Raw genomic sequence first — 14,386 nt, 5'->3', positions numbered from 1 at the left:
GCAGGCGACAAGCGACAAGGTCAGCCCTCGGAGGGGCCGTCGGGGGCGTGCTGGCGGTGGACGTAGCGGGTCTTGGTGCCGGTCCCGATCCGGACCGCCGTGCCGTCCTCGGTCCAGGTCTTGAGCCATCCGGCGACGGTCTGTCGGGTGGTCCCGTACCGGTCGAGCTGGCGGGCGATCGCGGAGGCGCCGGTGCCTTCCGGTCCGGCGGCGATCAGGAGCGTGAGCGCGGCCTGCTGGGCCGCGCTGTCTCCGGCCTGCTCGGCACGGTGGGCGGACAGGTTCAGCCCCGGCCGAACCGGCGTCTCCGGCTTCCCGGGTTCGGGGGTGGTCGCGAACTGGGCGTCGATCTCCCGCCGGAACTGCTCGGCGAGCGCGTCCTCGTCCGGAGCCATCGGCGCGGTGGTGGTGCGGTGGGCGGAGAGGTTCAGGCCCCCGCTCGCCGGAGCGTCCCCGGCGGGGGCCGGGGCGGGTCGGTCGGTGTCGGGTTCGGTGTGCCGGTAGTCGGTGATCCACGCGGTCCGGGCGGAGTCCCAGCGGCGGGCGTACTCGGGGCCTGCGGCCTTCGCGGAGATCGCGTCGAGGTAGGGGTGCCGGTCGCTGGTGGCGTGGACGATGTCGCGGATCTGGTTGGGCAGGATCCGCCACGTCCCGAACAGGGCGGCCGGGGATTCGGGGGTGCCCATGAAGCCGGTGCCCTTGTGGGGTGCCTGCTCGATCCGCAGCCCGGTCCCGCCGGGGAACAGCTTGGACAGGTCCATGCCCTCGGTGGACCCGCCGGTCAGCGCGACGCGGGTCTTGGCCTCGCGGCGGATCATCATGTTGCCGAGGACGGATCCGGTGGCGCCGAGTGCGGTGAGGATGGTGCGGATGCCCATGGCGCGGAGCATCCGGATCACTTCGAGGATCTTCTTGGCGAGCTTGCGTTTCTCGGGCTCGGGGCTGATGAGGATCTCGGCGCCCTCGTCGATGACGAGCATGATCTGCGGGATGTCGTGGCTGATGGGCAGGAGGTCGGTGTTGGCCTTGGCCATGAGGTCCTGGTAGGCGCGCTTGCGCTGCAGTCCGACCCGCAGCGCGGCATCCAGCATCAGCTCGGCTTCCTGGTGGGTGGCGGCGAGCCAGTCGATCCCGGGCCGCACCACCCGGCCGGTCCCGGCCTCCATTGCGGGGCGGACCCAGGGCAGGCCGGCCGATCCGGCGTTGAGGTCGATGACCCAGGTCAGGATGTCGTCGGCGCGGGCGAACCCGGCGAGGATGACGTGGACCATGTTCGTCTTCCCGGACCCGGTCGGCCCGACGACGAGGGCACACTGCTCACGCAGGTAGGTGAGGATCTCCTCGGCGTTGGTGCGGTAGCCCCACGGGATCCCGGTGTGGACCGAGAGGGGGCTGTAGTCGGTGGGGTAGGGGACCTCGGCGGCGAGGACGTTGACGGTGGTCACGTCGATGAGGACGCGGCCCTGGTCGATGCCGGGGGAGGCGGCGGCGGTGCAGCCGTGCGGCAGGCGTGCGTCGGCGGAGAGGCGGGCGTTCTCCCGGGCGATCCGGTCGTAGGTCGTGCCTCCGGCGGGGAGTTCGGCGTCGATGGTGAACCCGGTGTTCGTGGGCCACATCTCCACCGCCAGCACCCGGATCGTGATGCCGCAGACCCGCTGGATCCGGTCCACCCATTCCGCGGCGACCGCGCGCCGGTCGGCGGACAGTTCGCGGGCGACCTGGCGTTCGGCGGCGGCGATGGCTTCGAGTTCGCGGGCCTCCTCGTAGAGGCCGGTGGAGCGGGCGGCGGCGCCCATGCCGACGCCGATGACGGCGAGGGAGCCCAGCGCGGTCCAGGTCAGGGGGCCGGTGGCCAGGGCCCAGGTGGTCCAGCCGGAGCCGAGGAGCCAGGACGCGGCCCGCGCGCCGATGGTGCGCGCGGCGAGCTTCTGGCGCAGGCCGGTGGCTGTGTGGCCGATCGCCCCGACCGTGCCGATGGCCAGGGCCCAGGCCGGGGGCATGTGGGCGAGGGTGCCGACGGTGGCCACCGCGTAGGCGCCGGTGGTTGCCGAGAGGGCGCCGGTGACGGGGCCGTGGCCGGCGGCCCAGTCCAGGGCGAGGCCGTTGTGCGTGACGGTCTGCGTCTTGGCCGCCATCAGACGTTCCAGCCCTTCTCGGCCTCGTGGCCGTTGCGCGGGTCCTCGAACCGGGCGATGTCCGCCTCGTGCGCCTGCCGGAACGTCGAGCCCAGCTCCTCCGAGGAGGACACCGAGGTGACGAACACGGAGTAGAGGTCGGAGAGCATGTCGGCGACGACCTTCTCCAGCGGGAACTCGGAGTCGGAGCGCTCGGCGAGGATCTTCAGGATGTTCGCGATGGCCTGCAGGGCCTCGGGGAGGCCTTCGAGCATGGCGAGGATCTCCATGCAGTTCTCCGGCTCGTAGGACTGCGCGGCCTGCTCCATCTCGGCGGCCAGCTCCTCGAACCGGAACCCGGAAACGTTGCTCACGTGTGCTCCTCGGCTGGTGGGCGGTGCGGGAACGTGCGTGGTGGGACGGGCGGCCTGGTCGCCGACCTCGTCGGTGTCCTGCTCCTCGGCTTCGACCTCGGCCTCGGCGGCTTCCTCGTCGGCTTCGAGCTGGGCGCCGATCTCGGCATCCCGGGCCTCGCGCTGGGCCCGGGCCCGGCCGGCGAGGAACCGGTAGAGGCGGCGGCCGGGGTTCATCAGCCAGCCCCAGCCGAGCTTCCGCCCGAGAGGGGTGGTGACCAGTCCGACTACTCCGAGCGCGCCGCCGAGGACGGCGGCCAGGGCGCGGCGGGCGTGGAATCGGGCCGCCGACCGGCGCAGGGCCTTGCGGGCCGCCTTCTGCGCGGGAGCCTTGGCGGCGGCCAACCGGGCACGGTGGGCGGCCTGCTGCACCTGCTCGCGGTTCCTGCCCACCGTCCGGCCGGTGGCGCGGTCGTGCGCGGTGCGGGCCGCGCCGGCGGCCTTGTCGCGGACAGCGGCGGCCTTGCCCATGCCCTTTGCCAAGGTCCGTGACGCTGCACCCCGCGGTTTCGCCGTCGTACCGGCGGTGCCGGCGCGTTCGGCAGCTTTCGCCGCGCGGCGGGTGTCTGCGACCTGACGCCGGGCCTGGACAGTGGCCGTGCGGGCGGCGGACCGGGTCGGGGACTGTGTGCGGGCCTGGGAGCGCAGGGCCTGGACCTGTCCGGCCCGGCCACCGGCCAGACCGGCCGCCGCACGCGCGGCCCGCTGCCGGGCCGACGGCGAACCCGCCTTCCCCGCGGTCGAACGGGAACGGCCACCGGTCGCGCCGGCAGCATGCCGGGCCTGCCCGCCGGCCGTCTTCCGGGAACCGGCCCCGGCTCCCCTGTTCGCGGTTCCTCCGGAGGTCTTGCCGGTGCGGGACTGGGAGGGGATCCGGCCCAAGAGGCCACGGCCACCCGCTCCGCCCGAGGTCCGGGTGGAGGCCGGGGACGGTTTCCCGTCCGGGGTCTTCTTGGTGTTCTTGGCGCGGTGGTGGGCGGCGGCGGTGCCCAGGACGGCGGCCCCGGTCATCGCCACCGCCAGAGCCGCCGGCCCACCGGCCAGAGCGGCGGTGGCCAGGAGCCCGGCGGCCGCGTTCGTCCCCGACAGGGACAGCGGAACCACCGGAAAGCCCCCAGCGGTGTGGTCGACCGTCTTGCCAGGAACGGCCGTGCTCGCGTCCGGGGTGGTCGGGGCGGGGGTGGACTCTTCGGGGGGAGCCTGCGGTTCGGTGATGGTCTCGGTCATGCTGTACGAGCCCCCTTCAAGGGAGTGAAAGGGCCCGGCCGCCAGCCTCCTACAGCAACGGCCGGGCCCTGCCTGTACGTGCAGGTCAGAGCTGGTTGGACTCCAGGGCGAAGAACATGGTGTTCGCGCGGGCCATCTCCGGGTGGTCGGCGGTGACGTGCCTCCGAAGGGCCACGTAGGCGTCGTAGCGGGTCGTCCCGGCGGGCGGCGTGTAGGTGCCGAACTGCGTCATCGCCGCCCGCCCGGGCAGCTCCAGCGTCAGCACCCAGTGATGCGAGCCCTGTCCCGCCGAGGTCTGTGCGTTCTGCGTGGTCACGTGTGACTCCTGATCAGGTCGGGTGCTCAGGCGGCGCGCTGTTCCGGGAAGTCGTGGCAGGCCACGCACATGCCGAGCGAGGGCGGGATCACGTAGGGCAGGTGGTCGCTGCAGACCGGGCAGCGGCGGCGGGCGGCATCCGCCTTGGCGAGCGCGGCCCACCGGTTGGGGGTCATCGGACGGACCGGCTTCGCCAGGTCGACCCGGTACAGGTAGGCGACCAGCGGGCCCCGTCGGCGCCGGGGGCGCTCCAGCTGGGCGGCGACGTCCTGGCCGCCGGGCCGGAGCCCGACTGCGCGGAGCTGACGGCGGGTGGCCAGACCCTCAGGTGCGAGGCGCCAGCGGTAGACGGGCAGGGTGCTCATGCGGCGTTTTCCTCTTGGGAGAGGAGGGTGCCCCAGGCGGTGCGGACGCGCTGTTCACCGCCGACGAACCCGGCGGCACGGAAGGCGGTGACCGCGTGCCGGTAGGACATCGCCGGGTCGGTGGAGTAGCGCAGGAACCGCAGGACGACGATCAGTTGCGTGTCGGTGAGGGCCACGCCGGCTTCGGGGACCGTGACGCCCGCGACGGCCGCGACCTCGGCCAGCGTCACGGGCGTCACGGGCGGGTGTGACGCCCCCGAGACGCCGATCGGCTCGGGCTCCGTTTCGGGGGGTGTGACCTGCGTGTCTTCCACGTCACGGGGAGCTGTGACGGACGGCAGAACGGCCGTCTCCTCGCCCTCGGGCAGGGCGGGGACGGGGTCGGCCGTCACGGCCGGTGTGACGGGGAGGGAGAACATGCCGCCCAGGGCCGCGTCGGCGCCTTCGGTGAGCCGCTCCCGCTGGATGTCCAGGAGCCGGGTGCCCAGGGCCAGGTCTCCGGCGCCGACCTTCCGGGCCAGCTTCCAGGACGCCTTGACCGACTTCCCCTGGACCCTGGCGTCGGGGTGGTTCGCGGCGCGGGCCCGGTGGTAGGCGAGCGCCTGTACGACCGCCGCGTTCCTCGCTTCGGCTTCGGCGTCCCGGCCGTCGGTGTGGACGACGATCCGCCGGGCGAGGAAGGCCATGCCCTCGGCGGACACACACATCCCCAAAGGTGTGATCGCGTAGATGACCGTCCGCCCCGCATCCGGGGCGGCCATCGCGGCCATCACCGAAGCCGCGGCCGGCAGAGCCCACAGGCCCAGCCGGATCACCTGCGGGGAGGACTGGCCCAGCATGGTCAGTCCGAGGAGGACCAGGCCGAGGACGGCGGTGGCGCCCTCACCGGCCGCGACCGCACCGAGCGCTGTGCCGGTGCCGTAGGCGTGGGAGATGTTGCTGTACGTTCCCGCCCCGCCCATCACGCCCGTGCCGATCATCGGCGCGAACGCGGCGGCCAGGACGCTCTTCTGTGCCGTGGACAGCGAGCGGCGGCCCACAGGGCCGCTGTGCTCGCTCACGACGTGGCCTCCGCCCGTGAACGCTCCCCGTCCGGGACGGGGTTCTCGGCGTAGCCGATCAGCTTCACGACTCCGCCGGAGTAGCTGGTCTCGGCCTTCAGGACGCGGGTGCGGCCACTGTTCTGAACACCGTGCGACACGTTCCGGGACCGGATCCCCAGTGCCAGACACCACTCCTCGAACCCGTCGAGGTCGTCGTGGAAGGCTAGTTCCAGCACGTTGGGGTAGACCGTCGACACCGACACGCACGGTGCCGGCAGGTTCCGGTAAATGTCCTCGAAGATGCGCAGCGCCATCAGCGGCGCGGCCATGGCCGACAGGGGCATCGCCGGTGTGGTCATGCGGCACCGCCCGTCAGGCCCACGACGGCGGCGGCCTGGTTGGTCAGGTCCCGGCGGACGGCGAGCATCCGTCGGCGGGCCCGGCGGATCCGCTGGCCGTCCAGCTCGGACGGCGCCCGGTCCAGAACGGCGATCTCCGCGTCGAGCAGGTCGACCTCCGCCAGGATCAGCGGCATCTCCCACTCGATCGCTTCCAGCTCCGCATCCGACGGCTCCAAGCCATCCGGCCACGGGGTAACGAGGTTCTGAAGTGCAGCGATGGACTTCATGGGTCTTGCTCCTTCTACAGAGGAACGGGACTCAGCAGCCCTCGGCGCGGGAACGCCGGGGGCTGCACTGCGTTGGGTGAAGCAGGAAGAACTCCGGCTCCCCTCAACCCCGCCCGTACGAGACGGGCAGAGGAGGCAACCGGCCGCGGCCCGATCGGGCGACGGAGGGGTTGGGGTAGCACTGTTCCGCGCACGGGGCAGAACCCGCACGCGCCGTCCGCTCGGAGGGGGACGGATACCTCGATCCACTGTTCAGTTCTCAATGAGCAATCGCTTCCTTCGAGCCGTCTCATGGGCTCTCCGGGCGCCGAGAGCAGCCCCAAGAAGGCCCTCTCCGGTTCGCTGTCCTAGGACTGCGAACCTCTGTGAACGACTATGGACTCACAGTCCTAGGACTGTCAACAGTCCTAGGACTGTGTTTGACTGGACCTATCGAGAGGAGCTCGCGTGGCACCCAAGTGGCGAGAGCTGGCTGACAAGCTGGCCGAACAGATCAGGCGGGGCGACTACGCCCCTGGCCAGCAGCTACCGCACATCCGCGACCTTGTGGATGCGGGTGAGGGTTCGAAGTCCACAGTCCACGCGGCATACAAGGCGCTCGAAGCCGAGGGACTTGTGACCTCGTCGCGGGGGCACGGCACGGTCGTGCGGCAGCAGGCTCCGTTGAAGCGTCTGGGCATCGCTCGGTACGACAAGGCGAAGTGGCGGGACGGCGATGAGGTGGCGTTCATCGCCGACCGCGTGGCATCAGGCCGTGCGTACAAGCGCGGCGAGCAGACGCAGAGCGTCAGCCGGGTGCCGGCGCCGCCGCTGGTGGCAGCGGCGCACGGGCTTCCCGAGGGTGCCGAGGTGTACGCGCGAGCCAGGCTCGTGAAGGAAGGCGACCAGCCGACACACACCCTGACCAGCTACTACCGACCCGAACACGTTGAGGGAACGCGCATCGTCGACCCGGCCCCGGGGCCCGCCGGCCGGGGCGGCGGCTTCCGCGTCCTCTACGACGCGGGTTACGAGATCGACCACATGCGTGAGGAGTTGTTCGCGAGGGTTGCGACAGTGGAGGAGGCGACGTTGCTCCAGCTGGCGCCCGGCGAGTGGGTCGTTGAACTGCACCGGACGACCTACACGGCGGACGGAACTGTCGTCGAGTACGCCATTGGCCTGCACGCGGCCACCCGGTTTGCGTGGGCCTACGACTTCCAGGTCCCCGACTCGGCGCGGGAGGCAACACCGTGATCTCCGCGCAGAACTGGGCCGACGCCGAACAGCTCTGGGACTTTCAGCAGATGCACCACGAGCCGCGGCGCTGCTCTGTGGCCATCGGGCTTGGCAGCCATGACCTCGGAGTCGCTGAAGTCGTGGTCGACCTGTACCAGCGCGGCATGTCGCCGCTGATCGTCTTCACCGGCGCCACAAGCCGAACGACTCGCGAGCGGATGCCCCGTGGTGAGGCGGAGCACTACCGTGAGCGGGCCCTAGAGTTGGGCGTTCCCGACTCTGCCATCCTCGTAGAGCCGAAGGCTCGAAACACGGGCGAGAACATCCGCTTCTCCCGGTCACTCCTTGCGGACCGGGGCGTGTCCGTCGAGTCGGTGCTGCTGGTCAGCAAGCCCTACGAGGAGCGGCGGGCCTACGCGACGGCCCGCAAGCTGTGGCCAGAGGTAGAGATCGTCAGCGCGTCCGCGCCGATGACGCTCGCCGAGTACGTGGAATCGATTCAGGATCCCCGGCTGGTCTTCGACATGCTCGTCGGCGCGCAGCAGAGGCTGCTTGTCTACCCCCAGCAAGGGTTCCTGATCCATCAGGATGTCCCCCTTGCGGTTTCTTTGGCCTACGAACGTCTCTGTGTCGACGGTTTTACTAGTCGCCTTGCGGTATAGGAATGACCGGCCAAGTAGTGCATTTCTCAAGGCTGGGTTGGTGGTGAGGCGTCGACTTTAACCTCGCTGTGGAATCTCAAAAATTTCAGCCAGTTCCGAGGCGAGCCGGTCGCTGTCCATTTTCCCGCCCCATTTAATCCAGTGAAAATTAGGATTTCCCTCTAGATGGAGTAGTCTTCTCGCGGCGCTGGAGAGGTCGACGTTGCTGAATAGGGCGACGGGGGAGAGGGGGCTCTGGGCGAGACTTAGCGCTTTCTTCAGCGATTCTGGAGCGATGGTGCGTGTTGCATGCTTTACGACTCCTCGTAGGTGCACCTCGTTGCCCTCGTATTCGAGAGATAGATCGAAGTCGTGACCTCTGTCTACTTGTGACTCGGAGATGCTCGCCCTTGCGTCTGGCGCGACCCGGGAGATTACCCTGATGATTTCTGCGGTGAGGTTTCGCTCGTATGCGTAGGCGTGAGCCCAGTCTCCCGGTCGCGGGCCGGAGCCCTCTTCCCATGGCCGGACTGAGTCGGCGGGCAGGGTTACGGATACTTCCTCGATGTTTGAGCCATGCAGGTCGGGAACCTCAACGTTCACGACGACCTTCAGTCCGCGGCCTGTGTCGTAGGTGCGCAGCACCACTCCCTTCAGGAGGTCGAGCCCCCAGGGGACCTGAACCACTTGACCGGGCTCCAGCTCGCTCATCTCTCTCCTCACCATGGCCGATTACCCCCCGCGAATTCACCCAAGTAGTCCCCTACGACATCATCCATCGTGACGGCCAGACCGTCGACAGCTCGCTGCCATGTGCGGACCGTGGTCAACGTTATAGGAAGTTTCCCCTTTTTCTTTAGCTTCAGGAATTCGGACTGGTCGTCGTGGGCGATGGCATTGCGGGCCGTATTGAGAGTTTCGAGCTCGTCCTGCCATTTCCCGGCCCGCTTGTCGGCCGTCTTTAGTGCGGGCCATAGGCCCAATCCTAGACTGGCGAAATCGCTACCAAGGGCGGACGGTTGTGCATTCCCCCGGTCGAGTTTCCGTCCTCTGGAAAGCCCGCTTCGTAGAATCGCCTGGAGGGTGGGGGAGGTGATGGGGTCGCAGAGAATGTCTGATGCCTCATCGTGCAAATCTCTTGAGAATCCTTGAAATTCCCCAGCAAGCCTCAGTGTGATCGACCAGTTCACCTGTGTGGTACGCCACCGGCGTCCACGCCCCTGGCCTCCGACGCTCGCATGTGCATCGAACAGCTCTTTGAGCTTCGAATTTCTCTCCGTCGCCCAACGCCTATATGCAGTCGATGGCACCCTTCCCCCTCGGCAGAGTCGCGCATGTCAGCCCGTCCGCTGCATCCTAGACGCGCAGAGGGCTCTGCTGGCCATGGTGCTGGGGCAGTTGGTGGGTGGCCTTGGAAGGGATCGTTGTAGGCGCTGTCCGACGTGCTGCTGAGGCTCGGGTCCGGGCGGGCTATGAGGACGCAAGAGGGCTCAGTTGTGGGCCCATTCGAGGCTTCATTCGTGATCGCACGCCGGTGTCCGCACGTGTACGAGAACCCTGCTGACCAGCCGCGGAGGAAGGGCCACATGAGCCTACGGACGCCATCGGAACGGGATCGGACAACTTGTAATGCGTAGGTCGTCGGTTCGAATCCGACAGGGGGCCCCACCGGAACCCCGGCTCGGATCCCCGAGTCGGGGTTTTCGCGCTCCCGCCGGGCCGTGGTCAGTGGCGGCCCGAGATGCGGTCGGCCAGGCGGGCCAGGGGGGTCGTCGTCGGGCGGTGGGTGGCGGTCTCGTGGCGGTCCGCCTCGCGGTAGGCGGCGTAGAGGGCCTGGACGCCGAGCCAGCGGAAGGGTTCCGGCTCCCAGCGGCGGACGCGGTGGTCGACCCAGGGCAGGGTGGTCAGTTCGGTGGATTCGCCGAGGACCAGATCGCGCAGGGTGCGGGCCGCGAGGTTGGCGGTGGCGACGCCCGAGCCCACGTAGCCGCCCGCCCAGCCCAGGCCCGAGACGCGGTCCAGGGTGACGGTGGCGCACCAGTCGCGGGGCACGCCGAGCACGCCCGACCAGGCATGGGTGATCTCCGTACCCGCGAGCTGCGGGAAGAAGGAGGTCAGGAGGGTGGTCAGGGCGGAGACGGTGGCCGGCTGGGTGCGGCCGTCGTTGTCGGTGCGGGATCCGAAGCGGTACGGGACCCCGCGGCCGCCGATCGCGATGCGGTCGTCGGCGGTGCGCTGGGCGTACATGTAGGCGTGGGCCATGTCGCCGAGGAGCGTGCTGTCCGACCAGCCCAGTCGGGACCAGGTCTCGGCGGGGAGCGGGGCCGTCACGATCATCGAGGAGTTCATGGGGAGCCACGAGCGCTTCTGGCCCTTGAGGGCGGCGGTGAACCCCTCGGTGCAGCGCAGTACGTAGGGCGCGCGGACCGTGCCGTACGGGGTGACGGCCCGGCGCGGGGCGATCTCGGTGACGGGCGTGGACTCGTGGATGACCACCCCGAGGGCTTCGACGGCGGCGGCCAGGCCCTTGACCAGCTTCAGGGGGTGGATGCGGGCGCCGTGGGGGCTCCAGCTGGAGCCGACGGCGTCGGCGATGTCGATGCGGGCGCGGGTGGCGGGGGCGTCGTGGAGCTCCCGGTCGGTCTCGCCGAAGGCGACCTCGTGGGCGTGGAAGGCCTTCAGGCGGCCGAGCTGGGCGGGGGTGCGGGCGACCTCGAGGACGCCGCCGCGGTGGATGTCGGCGTCGATGCCTTCCTTGGCGGTGACGTCGATGACCTCGGTGACGGTCTCGTTCATGGCCTGCTGGAGTCGGCGGGCGGCCGGGCGGCCGTGGAGGGCGGCGTAGCGGTCGCGGCCGGCGATGCCGTTGTAGAGCCAGCCGCCGTTGCGGCCGGAGGCGCCGTAGCCGCAGAACTTCTGTTCCAGGACGGTGATGCGGAGGTCGGGGGCGGCGCGCTTGAGGTAGTAGGCGGTCCACAGGCCGGTGTAGCCGCCGCCGACGATGACGACGTCGGCGGCGGCGTCGGTGGTCAGGGGCGCGCGGGGCGGGGTGGCCGGGGTGCCGGTTCGCTCGGACGCGTACCAGAAGGAAATGCCGCCGTTGATCGTCATGGGGGAGTTGGTACACCTCGTTCCGGAGGGGTGTCCAGAGCCGGGCGCCCTGCCGGGCCCCTGCGGGGTGGCTCGGCGGTGTGCTCGGCTCGGGCTGTTTGCCGGGTGCGGGTCGTGTGCCGGGCGCTGCCCGGACCCGCGCCTCAAACGCCGGCGAGGCTGAAAGTGCGCGTGCCTCGGCGGGTGGCGGGGCTGGGTGTGGCGGGCTTGTCGGTTCGGGGCGGTCCGTGGGGCCGGGGCGGGGTGTCTCCTCGGCTCGGCGCGTGCGGGCTTGTCTCGGTTGTTCCCGGTGGTTGCGCGCTCGTCCTGCGGGGACACCCCGCCCCGTCCCCACTCCCCTTCCGCCGTCGTAGCCCTGCCGTGGGGCGGGGACACGCAGGAGGGTCCCCGCAGGACGAGCGCGCAACCCAGGCCGCACGGCAGAACCACGGCCGCCTGGCGCGAGCCGAGGAGACCCTCGTGCGGGGCACCGCCCCACCCCTTCAAGCCCCGCCGGCGATTGAGGCGCCGCCCCCGCGGGGGCAGCCCGCGCCGTGAACTGCCGAGCCGCCTGCAGGGCACCCGGCCCCGGCGGGGGGCAGCCCGCGCCGTGGACCGCCGAGCCGCCCGCAGGGCACCCCGCAGGGATACGGTCCGGGGATGGTCGAGATTCCGGATGGGTTGATCGAGGCGCAGGTTACGTACAACGGGGACGCGGGGCGGGAGTTCATCGCCGCGTTGCCCGGGCGGGCGGCGCGGTTTCTGGAGCGGTGGGGGCTGCGGCGGACCGGGCCGGTGATGCATGGGGTGACGGCGCTGGTGCTGCCGGTGGAGCGGGCCGACGGGAGTGGGGCCGTGCTGAAGCTGGTGGCGGTGGACGAGGAGAGCGTGGGGGAGCCGGTCGCGCTGCGCGCGTGGGCCGGGGAGGGGTGCGTACGGCTGCTGGAGCACGACGTGGACACCGGGACCCTGCTGCTGGAGCGGTTGGACGAGGGGCGGGATCTGGCGGCGCTCGCGCGTGAGGACGCGCGACAGGCGGTGGTGGTGGTCGGGGAGTTGCTGGCGCGGCTGACGGCGGTGCCGGCCCCGGCCGGGTTGCGGGGGCTCGGTGGGATGGCCGCCGGGATGCTGGAGGAGGTGCCGCGGGCGCTGGGGCAGCTGGTGGAGGCTCGGGACAGGCGGGTGTTGAAGGACTGCGCGGCGGCGGTGGCGGAGGTCGTGGGGGAGCCGGGGGACCGGCTGCTGCACTGGGATCTGCACTACGAGAACGTGCTGGCGGGCCGCCGGGAGCCGTGGCTGGCCATCGACCCGAAGCCCTTGGCGGGCGATCCGGGTTTCGATCTGATGCCGGCGATCGTCAACAACTTCCGCGCCGGGGACGTGCGGTGGCGGTTCGACCTGCTGACGGAGGTGGCGGGGCTGGACCGGGAGCGGGCGCGGGCCTGGACGCTGGGGCGGGTGCTCCAGAACTGCCTGTGGGACGTGGCGGACGGGGAAGAGCGCCTGGACGAGGACCAGTTGACGGTCGCCGAGGTGCTCATGGGGCGTTGAGCCGGGTCAGGGTTCCAGGACGACCTTGCCGGTGGTGGCGCGGGTTTCCAGGTCGCGGTGGGCGGTGGCGGCCTCGGCGAGCGGGTAGCGGGTCAGGGCGGGGCGCAGGCGGCCCGCGGCGGCTTCGGCGAGGGCGCGGGTTTCCAGGACGCGCAGGGGGTCGGGGGCGCCGACGCGCTGGAGCATGGCGGGGCCGAGGACGCTCTGGGTGGTGATGGCGCGGGCGTCGAGGTCGGCGCGTTCGGCGTCGGTGAGGTGGAGGGGGCCGCCGGACCAGCCGAATACGAGGTGCCGGGCGCCGGGGGCGAGGAGGCCGAGGGCGGTGCGGGCGGTTTCGCCGCCGACGGAGTCGAAGAGGACGGTGGCGCCGCCGGGGTGGTGGGCGCGTACGGCGTCGGCCCAGCCGGGGTCGGTGTAGTCGAGGGCGAGGTGGGCGCCGTTCGCCGCGGCCCGGGCGGTTTTGGCGGGGCCGCCGGCGAGGGCGATGACGCTGGCGCCGGCGTTGACCGCGTACTGGACGAGGAGGGTGCCGATGCCGCCGGCGGCGGCGGGGATCAGGGCGACCGAGTCCGGGCCGAGGTCGGCGAACTGCAGGATCCCGAGGGTGGTGCGGCCGGTGCCGATCATGGCGACGGCTTCGGCGGGGTCGAGGCCGGGCGGTACGGGGTGCAGGCGGTCGGCGTCGGCGACGGCGTACTGGGCGTAGCCGCCGGGGGCGAAGCCGAGGTGGACGACGACGGTGCGGCCGAGCCAGGCGGGGTCGGTGCCGGGGCCGAGGGCGTCTACGGTGCCGGCGACCTCGCGGCCGGGGATCGTGGGGAGCTCGGGGAGCGGGGCGGGCGGGCCCTGGATGCCTTGGCGGAGGCTGGTGTCGAGGAGGTGGACGCCTGCGGCGGCGACGGCGATGCGGACCTGGCCGGGGGCGGGGACGGGGGTGTCGGTGAGCTCGTAGGAGAGGTTCTCGGCGGGGCCGAAGGCGTGGAGGCGGATGGCTCGCATGGTGGTCATGGCGATCACGGTGCTACCTCGAGCGGGGTTGAGGTCAAGGGCGGCCGTTGGGGGCTGTTGGCGGCTGTTGTCACTGGGGTGGTTCACGATGGGGGCATGGCGCGCAACGGGCAGCAGGAGACGGTCAAGGCGGCGCGGCGGCCGGAGCTGAGGCTGCCGGAGCTGACGGTGTGGGAGGGGGGCGGGCTGGAGCCGGACGGGGACTACGACGGGCTGGAGTTCGCGGATCTCGACCTGGCGGGGCAGGAGGGGATCGGGTCCCGGTTCATGGACTGCGCGGTGCGGCGGTGTGCGCTGGACGAGGCGGGGCTGGCGAAGGCGCGGGTCCTGGATTCGGTGCTGGAGGGGGTCCGGGGGGTGGGGACGGACCTGTCGGGGGCCTCGCTGCGGGACGTGGAGGTGGTGGACGCGCGGTTGGGCGGGGTGCAGCTGCACGGGGCGGTGCTGGAGCGGGTGGTGGTCCGCGGGGGCAAGCTCGACTACCTGAACCTGCGGAAGGCGCGTCTCAAGGACGTGGTCTTCGAGGGGTGTGTGCTGGTGGAGCCGGACTTCGCGGGAGCGGTGCTGGAGCGGGTGGAGTTCCGGGACTGCGCGCTGCGGGGGGTGGACTTCAGCGGGGTGCGGATGGCGGACGTGGATCTGCGGGAGGCGTCCGTGCTGGAGATCGCGCGGGGGGTGGAGGCGCTGGCCGGGGCGGTGATCAGCCCGGCGCAGCTGTTCGATCTGGCTCCGGCGCTTGCTTCCCGGCTGGGGGTGCGGGTGGTTCCGTAGC

The 14,386-nt window shown here is 71.2% G+C and carries 15 protein-coding genes and 1 tRNA gene; 5 read left to right on the top strand and 11 right to left on the bottom strand.

Annotated features, from left to right (window positions below; genetic code table 11):
- Window positions 1-20: 20 nt before the first annotated feature.
- From JYK04_RS20195 to JYK04_RS20165, 7 genes are all read right to left on the bottom strand, one after another.
- Window positions 21-2,135 (bottom strand): hypothetical protein, encoded by a 2,115-nt coding sequence (locus JYK04_RS20195; protein WP_189734947.1) that lies wholly within the window; start codon window positions 2,133-2,135, stop codon window positions 21-23.
- Window positions 2,135-3,754: a hypothetical protein gene (locus JYK04_RS20190; RefSeq protein WP_189734949.1), complete on the bottom strand. Its 1,620-nt coding sequence runs from the start codon at window positions 3,752-3,754 to the stop codon at window positions 2,135-2,137. Before JYK04_RS20190 ends, JYK04_RS20195 begins: the two co-directional genes overlap by 1 nt.
- 85 nt (window positions 3,755-3,839) lie before the next feature.
- A complete protein-coding gene (locus JYK04_RS20185; protein WP_189734951.1) occupies window positions 3,840-4,070 on the bottom strand; it encodes a hypothetical protein in 231 nt (76 codons plus the stop codon).
- A 26-nt stretch (window positions 4,071-4,096) separates the two neighbouring features.
- A complete protein-coding gene (locus JYK04_RS20180; RefSeq protein WP_189734953.1) occupies window positions 4,097-4,435 on the bottom strand; it encodes an RRQRL motif-containing zinc-binding protein in 339 nt (112 codons plus the stop codon).
- On the bottom strand, window positions 4,432-5,415 hold the full coding sequence (locus JYK04_RS20175) for a hypothetical protein (protein ID WP_308431016.1): 984 nt from the start codon (window positions 5,413-5,415) through the stop codon (window positions 4,432-4,434). The genes JYK04_RS20180 and JYK04_RS20175 overlap by 4 nt, the downstream gene beginning before the upstream one ends.
- Before the next feature lie 77 nt (window positions 5,416-5,492).
- Complete coding sequence (locus tag JYK04_RS20170) at window positions 5,493-5,837, bottom strand: hypothetical protein (RefSeq protein ID WP_229875076.1); 345 nt, start codon at window positions 5,835-5,837, stop codon at window positions 5,493-5,495.
- Window positions 5,834-6,106 (bottom strand): DUF6284 family protein, encoded by a 273-nt coding sequence (locus JYK04_RS20165; protein WP_189734955.1) that lies wholly within the window; start codon window positions 6,104-6,106, stop codon window positions 5,834-5,836. Before JYK04_RS20165 ends, JYK04_RS20170 begins: the two co-directional genes overlap by 4 nt.
- 447 nt (window positions 6,107-6,553) lie before the next feature.
- On the opposite strand from JYK04_RS20165, the gene JYK04_RS20160 reads away from it, so the two are divergent.
- Together JYK04_RS20160 and JYK04_RS20155 are read left to right on the top strand one after the other, a co-directional pair.
- Complete coding sequence (locus tag JYK04_RS20160; protein WP_189734957.1) at window positions 6,554-7,342, top strand: GntR family transcriptional regulator; 789 nt, start codon at window positions 6,554-6,556, stop codon at window positions 7,340-7,342.
- Window positions 7,339-7,986 (top strand): YdcF family protein, encoded by a 648-nt coding sequence (locus tag JYK04_RS20155; protein WP_189734959.1) that lies wholly within the window; start codon window positions 7,339-7,341, stop codon window positions 7,984-7,986. Before JYK04_RS20160 ends, JYK04_RS20155 begins: the two co-directional genes overlap by 4 nt.
- 57 nt (window positions 7,987-8,043) lie before the next feature.
- Here the strand turns inward: JYK04_RS20155 and JYK04_RS20150 are convergent, their stop codons facing one another.
- Window positions 8,044-8,676 (bottom strand): hypothetical protein, encoded by a 633-nt coding sequence (locus JYK04_RS20150; RefSeq protein WP_189734961.1) that lies wholly within the window; start codon window positions 8,674-8,676, stop codon window positions 8,044-8,046.
- 8 nt (window positions 8,677-8,684) lie between these two features.
- The gene (locus JYK04_RS20145) at window positions 8,685-9,155 is read right to left on the bottom strand and encodes a hypothetical protein (RefSeq protein WP_189734963.1); all 471 of its coding nucleotides are present in this window, start codon (window positions 9,153-9,155) and stop codon (window positions 8,685-8,687) included.
- A 410-nt stretch (window positions 9,156-9,565) separates the two neighbouring features.
- Here JYK04_RS20145 and JYK04_RS20140 point away from each other — a divergent pair.
- Window positions 9,566-9,633, top strand: a tRNA-Thr gene (locus tag JYK04_RS20140).
- Between the two features lie 57 nt (window positions 9,634-9,690).
- Here JYK04_RS20140 and JYK04_RS20135 read toward each other — a convergent pair.
- On the bottom strand, window positions 9,691-11,076 hold the full coding sequence (locus JYK04_RS20135) for an NAD(P)/FAD-dependent oxidoreductase (protein ID WP_189734965.1): 1,386 nt from the start codon (window positions 11,074-11,076) through the stop codon (window positions 9,691-9,693).
- 639 nt (window positions 11,077-11,715) lie between these two features.
- Between JYK04_RS20135 and JYK04_RS20130 the strand changes: the two genes are divergently transcribed.
- The gene (locus JYK04_RS20130; protein WP_189734967.1) at window positions 11,716-12,606 is read left to right on the top strand and encodes an aminoglycoside phosphotransferase family protein; all 891 of its coding nucleotides are present in this window, start codon (window positions 11,716-11,718) and stop codon (window positions 12,604-12,606) included.
- Window positions 12,607-12,612: 6 nt separating this feature from the next.
- Here the strand turns inward: JYK04_RS20130 and JYK04_RS20125 are convergent, their stop codons facing one another.
- Complete coding sequence (locus tag JYK04_RS20125; RefSeq protein WP_189735634.1) at window positions 12,613-13,605, bottom strand: zinc-binding dehydrogenase; 993 nt, start codon at window positions 13,603-13,605, stop codon at window positions 12,613-12,615.
- 105 nt (window positions 13,606-13,710) lie between these two features.
- Between JYK04_RS20125 and JYK04_RS20120 the strand changes: the two genes are divergently transcribed.
- A complete protein-coding gene (locus tag JYK04_RS20120) occupies window positions 13,711-14,385 on the top strand; it encodes a pentapeptide repeat-containing protein (protein ID WP_189734969.1) in 675 nt (224 codons plus the stop codon).
- Window position 14,386: the final 1 nt, after the last annotated feature.

Origin of the sequence: Streptomyces nojiriensis, assembly GCF_017639205.1 — a bacterium.
In the GTDB taxonomy this organism is placed as follows: Bacteria; Actinomycetota; Actinomycetes; order Streptomycetales; family Streptomycetaceae; genus Streptomyces; species Streptomyces nojiriensis.
Note: the sequence above shows the minus strand (reverse complement) of the source record. Positions and strands in the feature narration are given on the sequence as shown.

Bases quoted from the DNA above. Each gene is read 5' to 3' on its own strand.
- JYK04_RS20165 (WP_189734955.1), bottom strand. From the start codon at position 6,106: ATGAAGTCCATCGCTGCACTTCAGAACCTCGTTACCCCGTGGCCGGAT.
- JYK04_RS20130 (WP_189734967.1), top strand. From the start codon at position 11,716: ATGGTCGAGATTCCGGATGGGTTGATCGAGGCGCAGGTTACGTACAAC.
- JYK04_RS20150 (WP_189734961.1), bottom strand. From the start codon at position 8,676: ATGAGCGAGCTGGAGCCCGGTCAAGTGGTTCAGGTCCCCTGGGGGCTC.
- JYK04_RS20180 (WP_189734953.1), bottom strand. From the start codon at position 4,435: ATGAGCACCCTGCCCGTCTACCGCTGGCGCCTCGCACCTGAGGGTCTG.
- JYK04_RS20125 (WP_189735634.1), bottom strand. From the start codon at position 13,605: ATGCGAGCCATCCGCCTCCACGCCTTCGGCCCCGCCGAGAACCTCTCC.
- JYK04_RS20195 (WP_189734947.1), bottom strand. From the start codon at position 2,135: ATGGCGGCCAAGACGCAGACCGTCACGCACAACGGCCTCGCCCTGGAC.
- JYK04_RS20175 (WP_308431016.1), bottom strand. From the start codon at position 5,415: ATGATCGGCACGGGCGTGATGGGCGGGGCGGGAACGTACAGCAACATC.
- JYK04_RS20135 (WP_189734965.1), bottom strand. From the start codon at position 11,076: ATGACGATCAACGGCGGCATTTCCTTCTGGTACGCGTCCGAGCGAACC.
- JYK04_RS20190 (WP_189734949.1), bottom strand. From the start codon at position 3,754: ATGACCGAGACCATCACCGAACCGCAGGCTCCCCCCGAAGAGTCCACC.
- JYK04_RS20170 (WP_229875076.1), bottom strand. From the start codon at position 5,837: ATGACCACACCGGCGATGCCCCTGTCGGCCATGGCCGCGCCGCTGATG.
- JYK04_RS20120 (WP_189734969.1), top strand. From the start codon at position 13,711: ATGGCGCGCAACGGGCAGCAGGAGACGGTCAAGGCGGCGCGGCGGCCG.